The organism is Streptomyces sp. CA-278952 (assembly GCF_028747205.1).
Lineage (GTDB): Bacteria > Actinomycetota > Actinomycetes > Streptomycetales > Streptomycetaceae > Streptomyces.
Window position 1 is genome coordinate 6787768 of sequence record NZ_CP112880.1, and the last position, 16279, is coordinate 6804046.

At 72.4% G+C, this 16279-nt stretch carries 15 protein-coding genes; 7 read left to right on the forward strand and 8 right to left on the reverse strand.

Annotated features, from left to right (window positions below):
• Positions 1-46: 46 nt before the first annotated feature.
• Positions 47-2887, forward strand: coding sequence for a DEAD/DEAH box helicase (locus N7925_RS30095; protein ID WP_274345728.1), 2841 nt, complete (start codon positions 47-49; stop codon positions 2885-2887).
• Between the two features lie 201 nt (positions 2888-3088).
• Here the strand turns inward: N7925_RS30095 and N7925_RS30100 are convergent, their stop codons facing one another.
• The 3 genes from N7925_RS30100 to N7925_RS30110 all read right to left on the reverse strand — a co-directional run bounded on the left by N7925_RS30100 (position 3089) and on the right by N7925_RS30110 (position 5356).
• Positions 3089-3526: an SPW repeat protein gene (locus N7925_RS30100; protein ID WP_274345729.1), complete on the reverse strand. Its 438-nt coding sequence runs from the start codon at positions 3524-3526 to the stop codon at positions 3089-3091.
• A 131-nt stretch (positions 3527-3657) separates the two neighbouring features.
• Positions 3658-4617: an ADP-ribosylglycohydrolase family protein gene (locus N7925_RS30105; protein WP_274345730.1), complete on the reverse strand. Its 960-nt coding sequence runs from the start codon at positions 4615-4617 to the stop codon at positions 3658-3660.
• A 91-nt stretch (positions 4618-4708) separates the two neighbouring features.
• On the reverse strand, positions 4709-5356 hold the full coding sequence (locus N7925_RS30110; protein WP_265602530.1) for a fasciclin domain-containing protein: 648 nt from the start codon (positions 5354-5356) through the stop codon (positions 4709-4711).
• A gap of 304 nt (positions 5357-5660) precedes the next feature.
• Here N7925_RS30110 and N7925_RS30115 point away from each other — a divergent pair, with 304 nt between their 5' ends.
• The 5 genes from N7925_RS30115 to N7925_RS30135 are packed head-to-tail and all read left to right on the forward strand — an operon-like array spanning position 5661 to position 11083.
• Positions 5661-6953: an NAD(P)/FAD-dependent oxidoreductase gene (locus N7925_RS30115; protein WP_274345731.1), complete on the forward strand. Its 1293-nt coding sequence runs from the start codon at positions 5661-5663 to the stop codon at positions 6951-6953.
• Complete coding sequence (locus tag N7925_RS30120; RefSeq protein ID WP_274345732.1) at positions 6950-7672, forward strand: DUF1365 domain-containing protein; 723 nt, start codon at positions 6950-6952, stop codon at positions 7670-7672. Before N7925_RS30115 ends, N7925_RS30120 begins: the two co-directional genes overlap by 4 nt.
• The gene (locus tag N7925_RS30125; protein WP_274345733.1) at positions 7669-8934 is read left to right on the forward strand and encodes an SAM-dependent methyltransferase; all 1266 of its coding nucleotides are present in this window, start codon (positions 7669-7671) and stop codon (positions 8932-8934) included. Before N7925_RS30120 ends, N7925_RS30125 begins: the two co-directional genes overlap by 4 nt.
• The gene (locus tag N7925_RS30130; protein WP_274345734.1) at positions 8931-10283 is read left to right on the forward strand and encodes an SAM-dependent methyltransferase; all 1353 of its coding nucleotides are present in this window, start codon (positions 8931-8933) and stop codon (positions 10281-10283) included. The genes N7925_RS30125 and N7925_RS30130 overlap by 4 nt, the downstream gene beginning before the upstream one ends.
• On the forward strand, positions 10280-11083 hold the full coding sequence (locus N7925_RS30135) for a DUF1295 domain-containing protein (RefSeq protein ID WP_265602535.1): 804 nt from the start codon (positions 10280-10282) through the stop codon (positions 11081-11083). The genes N7925_RS30130 and N7925_RS30135 overlap by 4 nt, the downstream gene beginning before the upstream one ends.
• Positions 11084-11148: 65 nt before the next feature.
• Here the strand turns inward: N7925_RS30135 and N7925_RS30140 are convergent, their stop codons facing one another.
• The 5 genes from N7925_RS30140 to N7925_RS30160 all read right to left on the reverse strand — a co-directional run bounded on the left by N7925_RS30140 (position 11149) and on the right by N7925_RS30160 (position 15365).
• Entirely contained in the window at positions 11149-12516 is a 1368-nt protein-coding gene (locus N7925_RS30140) for a cryptochrome/photolyase family protein (RefSeq protein ID WP_265602536.1), read from the reverse strand.
• 50 nt (positions 12517-12566) lie between these two features.
• Positions 12567-13319, reverse strand: a complete 753-nt coding sequence (locus N7925_RS30145; protein ID WP_265602537.1) for an anti-sigma factor — start codon at positions 13317-13319, stop codon at positions 12567-12569.
• Positions 13316-13900, reverse strand: a complete 585-nt coding sequence (locus N7925_RS30150) for a sigma-70 family RNA polymerase sigma factor (protein WP_265602538.1) — start codon at positions 13898-13900, stop codon at positions 13316-13318. Before N7925_RS30150 ends, N7925_RS30145 begins: the two co-directional genes overlap by 4 nt.
• Before the next feature lie 113 nt (positions 13901-14013).
• Positions 14014-14451 (reverse strand): ABA4-like family protein, encoded by a 438-nt coding sequence (locus N7925_RS30155; RefSeq protein WP_265602539.1) that lies wholly within the window; start codon positions 14449-14451, stop codon positions 14014-14016.
• Positions 14448-15365, reverse strand: coding sequence for a hypothetical protein (locus tag N7925_RS30160; protein WP_265602540.1), 918 nt, complete (start codon positions 15363-15365; stop codon positions 14448-14450). Before N7925_RS30160 ends, N7925_RS30155 begins: the two co-directional genes overlap by 4 nt.
• A gap of 206 nt (positions 15366-15571) precedes the next feature.
• On the opposite strand from N7925_RS30160, the gene N7925_RS30165 reads away from it, so the two are divergent.
• The gene (locus N7925_RS30165) at positions 15572-16273 is read left to right on the forward strand and encodes a MerR family transcriptional regulator (RefSeq protein ID WP_443032275.1); all 702 of its coding nucleotides are present in this window, start codon (positions 15572-15574) and stop codon (positions 16271-16273) included.
• Positions 16274-16279 lie beyond the last annotated feature (6 nt).

Sequence of the window (16279 nt, forward strand, 5' to 3'; positions counted from 1 at the left end):
AAGATCGCGCTGAGTGTCAGAGGTGACGGGTAGGCTCGTATGCAAGATGACAGAGGACCTCTCACCAGCTGAGCGATACCAGGCTTCTCGGGACCGTGCGGCCGAGATGGCGACGGCCCTCGGGCCCTTCCGCGAGATGTACGAGTTCGGTCTGGACCCGTTCCAGATCGAGGCCTGCCAGGCCCTGGAGGCGGGCAAGGGGGTGCTGGTCGCGGCCCCCACCGGGTCGGGCAAGACGATCGTCGGCGAGTTCGCCGTGCATCTGGCCCTGGAGCAGGGCCGCAAGTGCTTCTACACCACCCCGATCAAGGCGCTCTCCAACCAGAAGTTCGCCGATCTGGTCAAGCGGTACGGCGCCGACAAGGTCGGCCTGCTGACCGGCGACAACAGCGTCAACTCCGAGGCGCCGGTGGTCGTCATGACCACCGAGGTCCTGCGGAACATGCTGTACGCGGGCTCCCACTCGCTGTCCGGCCTCGGCTATGTGGTCATGGACGAGGTGCACTACCTCTCCGACCGCTTCCGGGGCGCGGTGTGGGAGGAAGTGATCATTCACCTCCCCGAGTCGGTAACGCTGGTCTCCCTGTCGGCGACCGTCTCCAACGCGGAGGAGTTCGGCGACTGGCTGGACACCGTGCGCGGCGACACCGAGGTGATCGTCTCCGAGCACCGCCCGGTGCCGCTCTGGCAGCACGTGATGGCCGGACGCAAGATGTACGACCTCTTCGAGGAGGCGACCGACCACGGCGGCCGGGGCGCCGGACGGCGTGAGGTCAACCCCGACCTGGTCCGTCTCGCCCGGCAGGAGAGCCAGAACGTCTACAACCCCCGTGACCGCCGCCGGGGCAAGATGGTGCGCGAGGCAGACCGTGAGCGCGAGAGGCGTCAGCGCGGCCGGATCTGGACGCCCGGCCGGCCCGAGGTCATCGACCGGCTGGACAACGAGGGCCTGCTCCCCGCCATCACCTTCATTTTCAGCCGGGCCGGCTGCGAGGCCGCCGTCCAGCAGTGCCTGTACGCCGGTCTGCGGCTCAACGACGAGGACAAGCGCCGGCTGGTCCGGGAGATCGTCGAGGAGCGGACCGCGTCCATCCCCGGCGAGGACCTGCACGTCCTGGGCTACTACGAGTGGCTCGAAGGCCTGGAGCGGGGCATCGCCGCACACCACGCGGGCATGCTGCCGACCTTCAAGGAGGTCGTCGAGGAGCTGTTCGTACGGGGGCTGGTCAAGGCCGTCTTCGCCACGGAGACCCTGGCGCTCGGCATCAACATGCCCGCGCGTTCCGTGGTGCTGGAGAAGCTCGTCAAGTGGAACGGCGAGCAGCACGCCGACATCACCCCCGGCGAGTACACCCAGCTCACCGGCCGGGCCGGGCGCCGCGGCATCGACGTCGAGGGCCACGCGGTGGTCCTGTGGCAGCGCGGCATGGACCCGACGGCGCTGGCCGGCCTCGCGGGCACCCGTACGTATCCGCTGCGCTCCAGCTTCCGCCCCTCGTACAACATGGCGGTCAACCTGGTGCAGCAGTTCGGGCGGCACCGCTCGCGGGAGCTGCTGGAAACCTCGTTCGCCCAGTTCCAGGCGGACAAGTCCGTCGTGGGGATCTCGCGCCAGGTCCAGCGGAACGAGGAGGGCCTGGAGGGCTATCAGGAGGGCATGACCTGCCACCTCGGCGACTTCGAGGAGTACGCGCGCCTGCGGCGCGACCTCAAGGACCGCGAGACGGAGCTGGCCAAGCAGGGCGCGGCGCAACGGCGGGCGGCGGCGGCCTCCTCGCTGGAGAAGCTGAAGCCCGGGGACGTCATCCATGTGCCGACGGGGAAGTTCGCGGGGCTGGCGTTGGTGCTGGATCCCGGGCTGCCCGCCGGGCGGGCCAACGGACACCGGGGCCTCGACCACCACGACGGGCCGCGTCCGCTCGTGCTGACCGCCGAGCGGCAGGTCAAGCGGCTGGCCTCGATGGACTTCCCGGTGCCGGTGGAGGCGCTGGACCGGATGCGCGTCCCGAAGTCGTTCAACCCGCGCTCGCCGCAGTCCCGGCGTGATCTGGCCTCCGCGCTGCGGACGAAGGCCGGGCACATCGTGCCCGACCGGCACCGCAAGGGGCGGGCGCCGGCCGCCGACGACCGCGAGATCGCCCGGCTGCGGACCGAGCTGCGCGCCCACCCGTGCCACGGGTGCGACGAGCGGGAGGACCATGCGCGGTGGGCCGAGCGCTACCACCGGCTGCAGCGGGACACCCGGCAGCTGGAGAAGCGGATCGAGGGGCGGACGAACACGATCGCCCGCACCTTCGACCGGATCGTCGCGCTCCTCACCGAGCTGGACTACCTCCGGGGCAACGAGGTCACCGCGAACGGGCGGAGGCTGGCCCGGCTGTACGGGGAGCTGGACCTGCTCGCCAGCGAGTGCCTGCGGGAGGGTGTGTGGGAGGGGCTCAACCCCGCCGAACTCGCCGCGTGCGTCTCGGCGCTGGTGTACGAGGCGCGGCAGGCCGATGACGCGGTCGCGCCGAAGCTGCCGTCCGGTCCTGCCAAGGTCGCCATGGGCGAGATGGTGCGGATCTGGGGGCGGCTGGACGCCGTGGAGGAGGACTTCAAGATCAACCAGACGGAAGGGGTCGGGCAGCGCGAGCCCGATCTCGGCTTCGCCTGGGCGGTCTACATGTGGGCCTCCGGCCGGACGCTGGACGAGGTGCTGCGCGAGGCGGAGATGCCGGCGGGGGACTTCGTACGGTGGTGCAAGCAGGTGATCGACGTGCTGGGTCAGGTGGCCGCGGCGGCTCCCCGGGATGCGGGGGAGGAGGCGAGTTCCGTGGCGAAGAACGCGCGCAAGGCGGTGGATGCGGTGTTGCGGGGGGTCGTGGCGTACAGCTCTGTCGGCTGACGCCGGTGCTGGGCGCGCGGGCGGGGTAGGGCAGGTCGTGCGGGTGCGCCTGCGGCGGGCTTGTTCCCCTACCCGCCCCTTCCCGAAACCGGGGCTCCGCCCCGGGCCCCGCTCCTCAAGCGCCGGAGGGGCTGGGATACGGCCGCCGGAGGGGCTTGAGCGGGATCGAAGAGGGGCGGGGGCTGTCGGGGCGCGTCCGGGTCAGGTTCTGCGGGTTTTGGCGGCTGCTCCCGCGCAGACCATGCCCAGCAGTACGGTCAGTCCGCCGACGATGATGTTGTTGATCACGATCCCGGCGTCCGGGCTGCTGCCCACCACCCAGCTCGACACGATGATCCACGCCCCCATGGCGCAGATCGCCCAGCTCAGGCCGTACATGCGCTCCGGCATCGCCGTGAAGCCGAGAGCCAGTACCGCGATGGCGATGCCCATCACCAGGTTGTGCGTGACCAGGGCCGGCTGGCCGGCCGTGAAGTGGAGCACCCACGGGGAAACGGCGCAGTAGAGGCCGACGAGGAACACCGGCGCGTCCACCAGCGCCACATCGCGACCGCCCATCACCCGGTCGTACCGCGCACGCATTTCGGAGGCATCGGGGTGGCCCGATATGTCACTCCTCGCGTGTGAGACGTTGCTCATGAGATGTCGTCTCCTTCGTCGCGCGGGTCCCGCCGCCGTGCGGATGGATGCGGCAGGCACCCTCACCCCCATAGTGCTCTTATCCGGCACTTATGTGTACTTTTCGGGCGATGTTGTTTTTGGTGGGGTTCTCAGATGATCCGAGGCCCCTCGGAGTCCAGCCGGCCGGCCAGGGTGCGCAGGTCCCCCCTGGTCAGCCGGCGGTCCCCGTAGCCGGGCAGCGGTACGTGCAGGGGTTCGGTCCAGCGGGCGGGGACCGTTCCGATGCCGTACACCGCTCCCGCCAGGCCACCCGTCACGGCTGCCACCGTGTCGGTGTCCCCGCCCACGTCGACGGCGGCCGCCAGGGACCGCTCGAAGGTGTCCGTCGTGCGCAGCGCCCAGAGCGCCGTGCCCAGGCAGGGCCACACCGCGCCGTTGAACTCGGTCGCCAGGCCCGGGTGCCAGTCGGGGGCCAGGACCGTCGCCCAGCGGGCCCGGTGGCCGGCGTGGACCTCGGCCAGCGTCGCGGGGAGGGCGGCGAACGGGTCCTCGCCCGCCAGCGCGACCCGGATCAGTTCGTGGAAGATGGCGGTGCCCTCCCAGGCCGCCCGGTCGCCGTGGGTCAGCGCCGCGATCCGGCGGGCCGCCTCCATCGTCGCCGGGCGGCCGGAATGCGCGAAGTACACCGCCGACGTGGTCGCCCGCATCAGTGAACCGTTGCCCGCGGCCCGCCCGTTGAGCTGGAAGTGCAGGGCCGCCGCCAGGTCCCACGGTTCGCCGTTGGTCAGCACGTCCTCGGTCTGGAGGCCGATGTCCTTCGGCCCGCCCGCGGCCCACCTCCGGAACCGGTCGAACACGTCCGGCAGGTCCAGGCCGCCCCGCTCCAGCAGCGACTCCCCGACCAGCACGGCCATCTGCGTGTCGTCCGTCGCCTCGCCCGGGTCCCAGCCGCCGCCCCCGCACAGCGTCCCGACGCCGTCCGGGAAGCGGGCGGTGAACACACCGGCGGGGCCGAACTCGAACGGGGCGCCGAGCGCGTCCCCGGCGGCGGACCCGACCACGGCTCCGGCCACGCGGTCGCCACGGCCCAGGGGTTCACGGTGTGTCATCCGGTCAGGCTAAGGGCTGTCCCACGACGAGGGGCGGGGAGCCGCAGTACACCGTGGCTCCCCGCCCCTCGTCGTGGGGGATCGGTCGGGGCTACTTCGGGGGCATCAGGACCGAGTCGACGATGTAGACCGTCGCGTTGGCCGTCGGGACGTTGCCGCAGACGACCTTCGACGCGTCGTTCACGGTGTACTCGACGCCCGAGCCGGCCGTGGTCAGCTTGCTCTTCTCCAGCGTGTCGAAGGAGCCCTTCTCCAGCTGCTGCGGCGTCAGCTTCTCGCCCACCACGTGGTAGGTGAGGACCTTGGTGAGCTCGGCCTTGTTCGCCAGCAGTGCGTCCAGGTCGGCCTTCGGAATCTTGGCGAAGGCGTCGTTGGTCGGGGCGAACACCGTGATGTTCTCCGCGTTGTTGAGCGTGTCGACCAGGCCTGCCTGCTTCACGGCGGCCACCAGCGTCGACAGCTCCTCGTTGTTCGAGGCGGCCGTGGCGACCGGGTCCTTCGCCATGCCGTCGAACGAGCCCGCGCCTTCCGTCGGCACCGACGAACAGGCCGGGCCGAACGGCTCGTCCATGGACGCCGAGTCATCGGCCGAGGGGCTCGCCGGGGCGGACGAGCTGGGCGTCGAGCCTGCCGCCGAGTCCTTGGAGGAGTCGTCCGACGAGCAGGCGGTCAGGGCGAGCGGCAGCACGGCCGCTGCGGAGACGGCGACGGCTGCGCGGCGGAAGAGGAGCGTGTTCATGGCGTTTCTCCTGGATCGAAGGTCTGGTGCGGAGAGAAAAAGAGAAGAGAAAAGGGGAGTGGGGCGTGCGGCCGGCGGGACCGGCGGGGCGGAAGTGCCCCGGCCGGCCGCGCGTCGTTCCGGTCTGCTCTCACACCAGGGGTTCGACGCCGGTCGGCCGGCGGATTGGTCCGGAGCCCTCATTCACCCGTTCGGAGTAGATCCACTGATCGACCAATCCATCCCGCCACCGGCCACGAATGCACGGTGAGGAGCACTTGAGCAGTGCTCCGACCTGTGTGTTGAGGGACCGGAGGGAGCCGGAATGGCAGGGGAACGACGGCGGACGGCCGTGGTCGGGTCCGGAGTGGCGGGACTGACCGCCGCCCACGTTCTCCGGGACGCCCACGAGGTGACGCTGTACGAGGCGGACGACCGCGTCGGAGGCCACGCCCACACGCATGACCTGACCGCGTCCGACGGCCGGGTGCACCGCGTCGACTCCGGGTTCATCGTGCACAACCGCCGGACCTACCCCCACCTGCTGCGGCTCTTCGACGAACTGGGCGTCGCCACCCAGGAGTCCGAGATGTCGATGTCCGTACGGTGCGAGGGGTGCGGCCTCGAATACGCCGGGGCGCGCGGACCGGCCGGGCTGCTCGCACAGCCGCGCTCCGCCGTGCGCGGCCCTTATCTGCGGATGCTCGCCGAGGTGCCGCGCTTCCACCGCGCGGCCCGGGCCCTCCTGGAACTGCCGGACAGTGGGACGGGCGCGACGGGTGGGGCGAGCGGGATGACGCTGGGGGAGTTCGCCCGGCGCGGGCGCTTCTCGCCCTACTTCCACGCCCACTTCCTCACGCCCATGGTCTCCGCCGTCTGGTCCTGCGACCCGGTCACCGCCCTGCGCTACCCGGCCCGCTATCTCTTCCGCTTCCTCGCCCACCACGGCATGCTCACCCTCGGTGACTCCCCGGTCTGGCGCACCGTCACCGGCGGGTCGCGCGGTTACGTCGACCTCCTCGTCAAGCAGCTCACCGCCGTGCACACCTCGACCCCGGTACGCGCGATCACCCGGCACGCGGACGGCGTCGACGTCACCACCGAGGACGGCACGAGAACCCCGTACGACTCCGTCGTCATCGCCACCCACCCCGACCAGGCGCTGCGGCTGCTCATCGACCCGACCGACGCCGAGCGCGGCACGCTCGGCGCGTTCCGGTACTCCCGCAACCCGACCCTGCTGCACACGGACACCACGCTGCTGCCGCGCGCCCGGCGGGCCAGGGCCTCCTGGAACTACCTGATGCCCTCGTGCGCCGCCGACGCCGACCACGTCACCGTCAGCTACGACATGAGCCGGCTCCAGCGGCTCGACGCGCCCGAGACCTTCGTGGTCACGCTGAACGGCTCCGACCGCGTCGACCCCGCCTCCGTACGCGCCCGCATGGTCTACGAGCACCCCGTCTACACACCCGAGTCCGTCGATGCCCAGGCCGGGCTGCCCGCCCTCTCCGGTCCCGTCACCGCCTACGCGGGGGCGTACCACGGCTGGGGGTTCCACGAGGACGGCTGCCGTTCGGGGGTCGAGGCCGCGGCGGCCCTGGGGGTGAGGTGGTGAACGCCCTCTATCCGTGCACCATCACGCACGTACGGAACCGGCCGACGAGATACGCGTTCCGGCACCGTACGTACCTGTGGCTCATCGACCCCGACCGGCCGCCCCGGCTGCCACGCCTCCTGCGGCCGCTGGCCCGGTTCGACCCCCGCGACCACTTCGGCGGCACCGCCCCCACCATCCGGGCCGGCCTGGAGGGCTTCCTGCGGGCCCGGGGCGTCGAACTCGGCGACGGCACCGTCACCATGCTCACCCAGGCCCGGGTGTTCGGACACGTCTTCAACCCGATCACCGTCTACTGGTGCCACCGCGCCGACGGGGGCCCCCTCTGCGTCGTCGCCGAGGTGCACAACACCTACGGCGGACGGCACGGCTACCTCCTGCGCCCCGACAGGAACGACCGGGCCGTGGCCGACAAGGAGTTCTACGTCTCGCCGTTCTTCCCCGTGGACGGCGGCTACCGGATGCGGCTGCCCGAGCCCGGGCCACGGCTCGACCTGAGCATCCACCTGGAGCGCGACGGGGCCCGCCCGTTCACCGCCACCGTCCGGGGCGACCGGCGGCCCGCCGGCCCCCGGGAGCTGGTGCGGCTCGCCCTGCGCCACCCCCTCTCCACCGTCCTCGTCTCCGCCGCGATCCGCCTGCACGGCATCCGGCTCTACCTGCGCGGCCTCCCCGTGCAACCCCGTCCCCCGCACCGCCCACAGGAAGGCATGCAGTGACCGCGCCCACCTCCGCGCCGCCGGCAGAGCACACCCCCGGGACCGACCCGCAACGCTGGCCCGACATCATCGAGCAGCCCCGAGCCTCCCGCGCCCGGACCGCCGTCGCCGAGCGCATCGTCCGCCGCGCCCTCGGCCGGCTCCCCCTGCGCGCCCGGCTCGCGGGCGGGGACGACATAGGCCTCGGCGGGCCGCTCATGGACATCCGCGACCCCGACGCCTTCTTCCGGCGGATCGGCGCGAGCGGACTCATCGGCTTCGGCGAGTCCTACATGGCGGGGGAGTGGGACGCGCCCGACCTGGTCGGCGTGCTGACCGTGCTGGCCGACAACGTGGCCGGCCTCGTCCCCCGGCCGCTGCAACGCCTGCGCGGTGTCTGGGCGCTGCGCAGGCCCGCCGCTCAGCTGAACACCCCCGAAGGCTCCCGGGACAACATCAGCCACCACTACGACCTGTCCAACGAGCTGTTCGCCCTCTTCCTCGACGAGACGCTCTCCTACTCCTCCGCCGTCTTCCGCGGCTTCCCCGCCGAACACGACCTGCTGCCCGCCGCCCAGCACCGCAAGATCGACCGGCTGCTGGACGCCGCCGGGGTCACCGAGGGCACCCGCCTCCTGGAGATCGGCACCGGCTGGGGCGAGCTGGCCGTCCGCGCGGCCGCCCGCGGCGCCCGGGTCGTCACCGTCACCCTCTCCGCCGAGCAGCGCGAACTGGCCCGCGCCCGGATCCGCGAGGCCGGGTACGCGGACCGCGTCGAGGTGCGGCTGAGCGACTACCGCCACGTCACCGGCGACTACGACGCCATCGTCAGCGTCGAGATGGTCGAGGCGGTCGGCGAGGAGTTCTGGCCGGTCTACTTCGAGACCCTGGACCGGCTGCTCGCCCCCGGCGGCCGGATCGCCCTCCAGGCCATCACCATGCCCGACGACCGGCTGCGCGCCAGCCGCTCCACGTACACCTGGATCCACAAGTACATCTTCCCCGGCGGGCTCCTGCCCTCCACCGAGGCCGTGGAGCGGATCACCACCGGCCACACCCGCCTGCGCACCACGCAGCGCATCCGCTTCGGCGCGCACTACGCCGAGACGCTCCGGCTCTGGCGGGAGAGGTTCACCGAGCGGGCGGCCGAGGTCGACGCCCTCGGCTTCGACGCCGTCTTCCGCCGGATGTGGACCTTCTACCTCGCCTACTCCGAAGCGGGCTTCCGCTCCGGCTACCTCGATGTGCAGCAGCTGCTTCTGACCCGCGAGGAGACCGCGTGACCACGACCGCACCCAAGCCCTCCGCCCGGCGCACCCCGACCGGGGCCGCCCAGCGCGTCGAACCGCTGATCGAGCGGTTCCTCGGCGGCCCGCCGCCGGTCCGGGTGCGGATGTGGGACGGCAGCGAGACCGGGCCCACGGACGCCCCCACCGTCCATGTGCGGACCCGCAGAGCGCTGCGCCGCCTGCTGTGGCAGCCGGGCGAACTCGGCCTCGCCGAGGCTTACATCACCGGCGACATCGACCTCGACACCGATCTCGGCGACGGGCTGCGCGCCATGCGCCGCGCCGCGCGCGACCGCGGCCTCACCCCGCCCGCGCCCGCCCTCGCCGACCGGCTCAGGGCGGCGGGCCTCGCCCTGCGCCTCGGCGCGGTCGGCCCCCGGCCGCCGGTCCCCGCCGCCCGCGCCGGACTGAGCGGGACCCTGCACAGCAAGGCCCGGGACCGGGCGGCGATCAGCCACCACTACGACCTGTCCAACGCCTTCTACACGCTGCTCCTCGACGAGACGATGGCGTACTCCTGCGGCTACTGGACCAGCGACGCACCCGACTACGGCCCGGCCGACGCACAGCGCGACAAGCTGGAGCTGATCTGCCGCAAGCTCGGACTGCGGCCCGGCGCACGGCTGCTGGACATCGGCTGCGGCTGGGGTTCGCTGACCCTGTACGCGGCCGAGCGCCACGGTGTCCGCGTCACCGCCGTCACCCTCGCCGCCGAGCAGGCCGCGTACGTACGGGAGCAGGTCACCGCACGCGGCCTCGACGATCGCGTCGAGGTGCTGAACATCGACTACCGGGACATCGCGGGGCGGCCGGAGACCCGGGGCGCGTACGACGCCGTGTCCACCATCGAGATGGGCGAGCACGTCGGGGACGCCGAGTACCCCGCGTTCACCGCGATCCTGCACGACGCGCTGCGGCCGAAGGGCCGGGCCCTGGTCCAGCAGATGTCCCGGGGGACGACCGCGCCGGGCGGCGGCGCGTTCATCGAGTCGTACATCGCCCCCGACATGCACATGCGGCCGCTCGGCGAGACCGTCGCCCTGCTGGAGGGCGCCGGGCTCGAGGTGCGTGACGTCGAATCGCTGCGCGAGCACTACGTGTGGACGGTGGAGGCCTGGCGGCGCACCCTGGAGGAGCGCTGGGCCCAGTTCGTCGCGCTGGTGGGGGAGGAGACCGCGCGGGTGTGGCGGCTCTACCTCGTCGGCGGCGCGCTCGCGTTCGAGGAACGCCGGATGGGCGTCGACCAGATCCTCTCCGTACGGCCCGACCCGGTCGGCTCCGCGGCGATGCCCGCCACCCGGCGCGACTGGTACGCGCCGGGCGCCCCGGAGGTGAGCCCGTGAGCGGCTTCGTCTGGTCCGCGTTCGCGAGCGGGCTCGCGGGCGCGGCCGTCGCCGCGCTCGGCGTCATGCTCGTCACCTTCGCCGTCGCCGTGAAGAAGGGCGTGCACCGGATCGTCGACGTCGCCTGGGGCATCGGGTTCGCCGCCGTCGCCCTGGTCTCCTACGGCCTGTCGGCGGGCGACGGCGACGACGGCCGCCGGCTCCTGGTCACCGCGCTGACCGTGATCTGGGGGCTGCGCCTCGCCCTCCACATCGGCCGGCGCGGAAGGGGCCACGGGGAGGACCCGCGTTACGCGAAGATGCTGGCCAAGGCCCCCGGCAACCCGAACCTGTACGCCCTGCGCAAGGTGTATCTCCTCCAGGGGGCGCTGGTCTGGCTGGTCTCGCTCCCGGTGCAGGCCGCGCAGTACCTCACCGCGCCGCTCGCCTGGTGGGCCTGGGCGGGGGCGCTCCTGTGGGCGGTCGGCCTCGCCTTCGAGGCGATCGGCGACGCGCAGCTCGCCCGGTTCAAGGCCGACCCCGCCAACAAGGGGAAGATCATGGACCGGGGGCTCTGGTCCTGGACCCGCCATCCGAACTACTTCGGCGACTTCTGCGTCTGGTGGGGCCTCTTCCTCTTCGTCTGCCAGGCCCCCGCCGCCGCTGCCGCCACCGTCGTCGCCCCGCTGGTGATGAGCTTCCTGCTGACCAAGGGCAGCGGCGCGGCCCTGCTGGAGCGCCATATGGCCGACCGCCCCGGATTCGACGCGTACGTGGCGCGGACGAGCGGCTTCTTCCCCCGGCCGCCGCGCCGGGTCTGACAGGCGAAGAGGCCCGTACCGCGTCTCCGCGGGACGGGCCTCTTCGCGTCGGGGCCGTCGTCCGGTCAGTCCAGGCCGCGGGCGCGTTCGAAGCGGGCGCGGGCCTCGGCCAGGTCCACCACCGGGTCCGGGTAGTCCAGACCAGCCCGGTCCAGGCCCTGGAGCTTCCAGGGTTCGTGGATCGCGGCCCCCTCCAGCTGCGCCAGCTCCGGCACCCAGCGCCGTACGTAGGCACCGCGCGGATCGAAGCGCTTGCCCTGGATCACCGGGTTGAGCACCCGGTTGGGCCGGGTGTCCGTGCCGGTGCCCGCCACCCACTGCCAGTTGAGCTGGTTGTTCGCCAGGTCGCCGTCGACCAGCAGGTCCAGGAAGTGCCGGGCGCCCACCCGCCAGTCCACGTACAGCGTCTTGGTGAGGAAGCTCGCGGCCAGCATCCGGCCCCGGTTGTGCATCCAGCCCTCGTGCGCGAGCTGCCGCATCGCCGCGTCCACCAGCGGATAGCCCGTACGCCCGGACTTCCAGGCGTCGATCTCGTCCTCGTCGGAGCGCCAGCGGTCCTGGCGCGGCCGGTAGTCGGACCAAGAGGCGTCCGGCCGGTCCGCGAGGACCTGGTGGTGGAAGTCGCGCCAGGCCAGTTGCCGCACGAACGCCTCGCCGCCGGGCCCGCCCTTCTCCCGGGCACGGTGGACCAGCTCGGCGGCGGAGACCGTACCGAAGTGCAGATGCGGGGAGAGCCGGGACGTCGCGTCGCCGGCCAGGTCGTCGTGGCCGTCCTCGTAGTCGGCCATCGGCCCGTTCAGCCAGGTCGTCACCAGCTTGCGGCCCGCCTCCTCGCCGCCCCGGGCGAGGCGGGGGGAGATGTTCTCCACGCTGTCCCGGTCCGGGAGCGGGTCGCTCGCCACGCCGTCCGGCACCCGCACCGTGCGGGGAGCGGTCAGTGTGCCCCGTACTCCCTCCGCCTCCCAACGGCGGAAGTACGGGGTGAACACCGCGAAGTGGCCCTTGCCGCCCGTCGGGACCACCCGGCCCGGAGCGAGCGCGGTGACCACCGCGTCATGGACGCGCAGCTCGCCGCCGGTGCCCGCGAGGGCCTCCCGGATCCGTTGCTCGCGCCGCGTCGCGTACCGGCTGACGCCGGCGGCGACGTGCACGGAGGCCGCCCCGGTCTCCTCGGTCACCCGCCTTACCGCCTCGGCCACCTCGCCCCGGCGGACGACCAGTCGGCCGCCCCGGTGCCGGAGTCCGGCGTCCAGGGCGGTCAGGCAGTCGGCGAGGAAGGCCAGCCGGTTGGGCGCGTCGAATCCGGCGCGGTGGACGGCGTCGTCCCGGACGAACAACGGGACGACCTCGTCCGCGTCCCGCAGGGCGGCACGCAGCACCGGGTTGTCGTGCAGCCGCAGATCGGAGGTGAACAGCACCACCGCGACACTCATGGAACGGACGCTCCCTTGCATGGTTCGTGGGTGAGTGGGCAGGTGAGCGGTCAGGCGGTCGGGAAGTCCATCAGCGCCACCGGGGACGAGGTCGGTTCGTCGGAGCCTCCGGCGGGTTCGACCGTGATGCCCATCCCGGACGCCCGGTCCACCGGCCCGTCCAGCAGGACCGCGTCGTCGCTCGCCTTCGGGTCCATCAGACCGGCCGAACGCATCGTGCCCTCGTCGTTGAACCAGAGCTGGTAGACCTTGCCGCTCGGCGGTCGGTCCATCCCCGAGGCCAGGAACACCGCACGGTTCTGGCTCTGCGAGACGACGACGGTTCCGCGCGCGCTGCCGGTCAGCTCACTCGACGTGCTCTTCGCGTCCGGGGCCGAGAGCACCTGGGCCAGCTGCTCGTTCTGCTGCTGCGCCTGGTTCGCCTCCTGCCGCGCGTCCTGCGCCACCTGGTTCTGCCAGACCGCGACCCCGCCGAACGCGGCTGCCGCGGCGACGCAGGCGGCGAGCGCGTAGGCGTACCACCGGCCGGTGCCTCCGCCCCCGCCGGTCCGTGCCCGTCTGCCGTGCGCCGGAGCCTCCTGGCGTACGGTCGTGATCTCCCGCAGCACCCTCTGGCGCAGCTCGCGCGGCGGGGTCTCGGCGACGGCGAGGCCGAGCCGGGCGGCGGTGGCCGACAGTTCCCGCACCTCCTGGGTGCAGGCCTCGCAGTCCTCCAGGTGCCGCTCGAACGCCTGCCGTTCGGAGTCCGGCAGCGCGTGCAGGGCATAGGCACCGGTCAGCGTGTGCAGTTCGGCCGTGCTCATGCGCTCACCCCCAGGCAGTCGCGCAGGCGGATGAGGCCGTCGCGGAGTCGTGTCTTGATGGTGCCCAGCGGCACGGCGAGCAGCTCGGAGACCTCACGGTAGGTCAGGCCCCGGTAGTAGGCCAGGGTCACCGACTCCCGTTGCAGCTCGGACAGGGTGCGCATACAACGCCGTACCTGTTCTCTCTCCAGCCGGGTCTCGACCTGTTCGGACACCTCGTCGAAGGCGGGCGTCCGGTCCAGCAGCGCCGCCTTGTGCTCCCGGGCGGCAGCGGCCTCGGCCGAGCGGACCCGGTCGACGGCCCGGTGGTGGGCCACCGTCAGCACCCAGTTCATCGCGCTGCCCCGGGAGGCCCGGAAACGGGGCGCGGTGCGCCACACCTCCACCAGCACCTCCTGCGCCACCTCCTCCGACTGGGCCGGATCGCGGAGCACGCTGCGCACCAGACCGAGCACGGGCCCGCTCACCGCGTCGTACACCGCGGCGAACGCGTCCTGGTCGCCCCGCGCGACCCGCACCAGGAGTTCCTGGAGGTCGGGGCCGGGCGAGGGCACCCCACTGATGTGTACGGCTTCCTTCACGCGGGTTTCCTCCCGGGACGATCGTCGCTTCCGGCAGTGATTCGGAGCCGACGACCGTACGGATTGGTCGGACGCCCGCGATCTTCGCAGACCGGGCCCCGGGAGGACGCGACTCAGCCGGTGAGCGTTTCGCGCCGTCGCAGGCGGACGGCGCGGACGGCGAGGAATATCACCAGCCCGAACGGCGACAGCAGGATCGTCAGGACCAGCAGCGGCCCCATCAGCAGCGGCGACAGCCCCAGCTTCCGGCTCTGGAGGTACATCCACTGCCCGAGCAGCAGGTCCCAGGCGATCACCTGCGCCCAGATGGCCCCCGCGCCGCCGGCCAGCGCCGTCAGATCACGGAACGCGTCGAGGTCCGGGCTGCTCACCGCCGCCCAGAGCTCCGGGAACACCGGCACGGCCATGACGACGTAGACGGCGAGCACGGGCAGCACGGTCAGCGGCGAGGCGATGACGCGGGCGGTACCGGACCAGGTGGGGGCGAAGATCATCAGCAGCCAGAACGGGGCGGCCAGATAGAACGTGATCTCGAACAGTGCGCCGGTCATGCCACGGGTTCCTTGTCGTCGGCGGTGCGGGAGGACGGGCGGGCAGGGGCGGCCGTGCGCAGCGCGCTCCACGTACCGCACGCCACCGCCGCGAGGAGGAGTCCGGCGGCGGCCAGCGTGGCCCCGTCCGGGTGGATCAGCGGCTGGCCCCGGAGCGCCTGCCAGGTGATGAGCGCGACGAGCGCCGCGTAGCCGGCCACGGCGACCCGCAGGAGACGCAGCCGCACTCCGGCGTCGCGCAGCGGGGCGAAGCGGGGTGCGAGGAGCACCAGGACGATCACGAGGAGCGGCAGCAGTTGGAGGGCGTGCATGCCCACGAAGTGCGGGGCCCGCAGATCGCCGCCGGTCGTCGACCAGCCGGTCAGCGGCATGGCCGGGCCGCCGTCCGGTACGCCCACGGAGTGCGCGCCGACGATGTCGGCGGTGTCGAGGTTCCCCGCCGCCCGCTGGCTCTCGCTCGGCAGCGGCATCAGGAAACCGAGGGCCGCACCGGCCAGGGCGATCAGCAGCCCGCCCCGGACGGCCAGGGCCGTCGCCCGGTCGGCGAGGCGGGCGCGCAGCAGCAGGACGGCTATCACCAGGGTGGCCGCCCACAGGACGACGATGGTCACCCCCATCGCGTCCCACAGCACCGCGTCGAACGTGGTCGCGAAGTTGAAGTGGCTGCGTCGCCCTCGGACGACCTGCACCGTGATCAGCACCATCTCGGTCAGGCTCGTCAGCACGACGACGTGCCCCGCCCACCGACCGGTCCGCCGCCCCCGGGTGAGATGGGCCAGCATCCAGGCCAGGGTCAGGCCGTACGCGGCGAAGGACACGGCGAACTTGAACGGCTTCGCCCAGATCGGCGCCCCCACCAGGACCCGGTCGTCGACCACGAGGCCGACGGCGGAAACGAGGGCCATAACGGCCATCGCGGCGGAGAAGACGACTAAGGGGCGATGCCAGGAACGCCATGACGACATGAGAGACCCCCTGTGTTGATGTGACTAATAGTGGATAGCTGTACTGTCTGCTATCCGATAGAGGGACTATCTATGATGAGGGCGGTTTCTGGCAAGGGCGAAAGGGCGAACACGCGGTGCGCATCGGTGAGTTGAGTCGCAGGTCCGGGGTCCCGGTGCCGACGATCAAGTACTACCTACGGGAAGGGCTGCTGCCCGCAGGGGAGCTGACCAGCCCGAATCAGGCCCACTACGGTGCCGGGCACGAGCGCCGACTGCGGCTGATCCGGGCGCTGCTGGATGTCGGCGGCCTCTCGCTCGCCAGCATCGGTGAGGTCCTGGAGGTCATGGACGACCCCGAACAGCCGGTGCACAAGGTGCTCGGCATCGCGGCGGACGGCGTCACCCCGGCGGGCGGGGAGGAGGCGGGGCCGGAGCTGGAGGAGGCGCGGGAGGAGGTGGCCGAGCTGCTGCTGCGGCGGGGCTGGCACGCCGACGAGCGGGGTTCCGCCGCCGAATCCCTGGCAGGGGTGCTGGCCGCGCTGCGCAGGGCCGGGCACAGCGGATACATCGCCCTGCTGGACGTCTACGCGGATGCCGCCGAGCCGCTCGCCCGCGCCGACCTCGACTACGTACAGCGGCGGGTGGCCCGCGAGGACCTGGTCGAGAGCGTCGTCGTGGGCACCGTCCTCGGCGAGGCGATGTTCGGCGCGCTGCGGAGGCTGGCGCACATCGATGTGTCCTACCGGCGCTTCGAGTCCCCGCAGAACCTCTCGGGGCCGGTCGATCCGGAAGGCCCGCACGCCATGGAGGAGGGCGCGGGCGGCGGAGGGGCGGGGGATGCCGGGGCTGGTGGCGGGGTGGAAGCGGGTGGCTGAGGCGAG

Bases quoted from the DNA above. Each gene is read 5' to 3' on its own strand.
- N7925_RS30095 (WP_274345728.1), top strand. From the start codon at position 47: ATGACAGAGGACCTCTCACCAGCTGAGCGATACCAGGCTTCTCGGGAC.
- N7925_RS30100 (WP_274345729.1), bottom strand. From the start codon at position 3,526: ATGAGCAACGTCTCACACGCGAGGAGTGACATATCGGGCCACCCCGAT.
- N7925_RS30105 (WP_274345730.1), bottom strand. From the start codon at position 4,617: ATGACACACCGTGAACCCCTGGGCCGTGGCGACCGCGTGGCCGGAGCC.
- N7925_RS30110 (WP_265602530.1), bottom strand. From the start codon at position 5,356: ATGAACACGCTCCTCTTCCGCCGCGCAGCCGTCGCCGTCTCCGCAGCG.
- N7925_RS30115 (WP_274345731.1), top strand. From the start codon at position 5,661: ATGGCAGGGGAACGACGGCGGACGGCCGTGGTCGGGTCCGGAGTGGCG.
- N7925_RS30140 (WP_265602536.1), bottom strand. From the start codon at position 12,516: ATGAGTGTCGCGGTGGTGCTGTTCACCTCCGATCTGCGGCTGCACGAC.
- N7925_RS30145 (WP_265602537.1), bottom strand. From the start codon at position 13,319: ATGAGCACGGCCGAACTGCACACGCTGACCGGTGCCTATGCCCTGCAC.
- N7925_RS30155 (WP_265602539.1), bottom strand. From the start codon at position 14,451: ATGACCGGCGCACTGTTCGAGATCACGTTCTATCTGGCCGCCCCGTTC.
- N7925_RS30160 (WP_265602540.1), bottom strand. From the start codon at position 15,365: ATGGCCGTTATGGCCCTCGTTTCCGCCGTCGGCCTCGTGGTCGACGAC.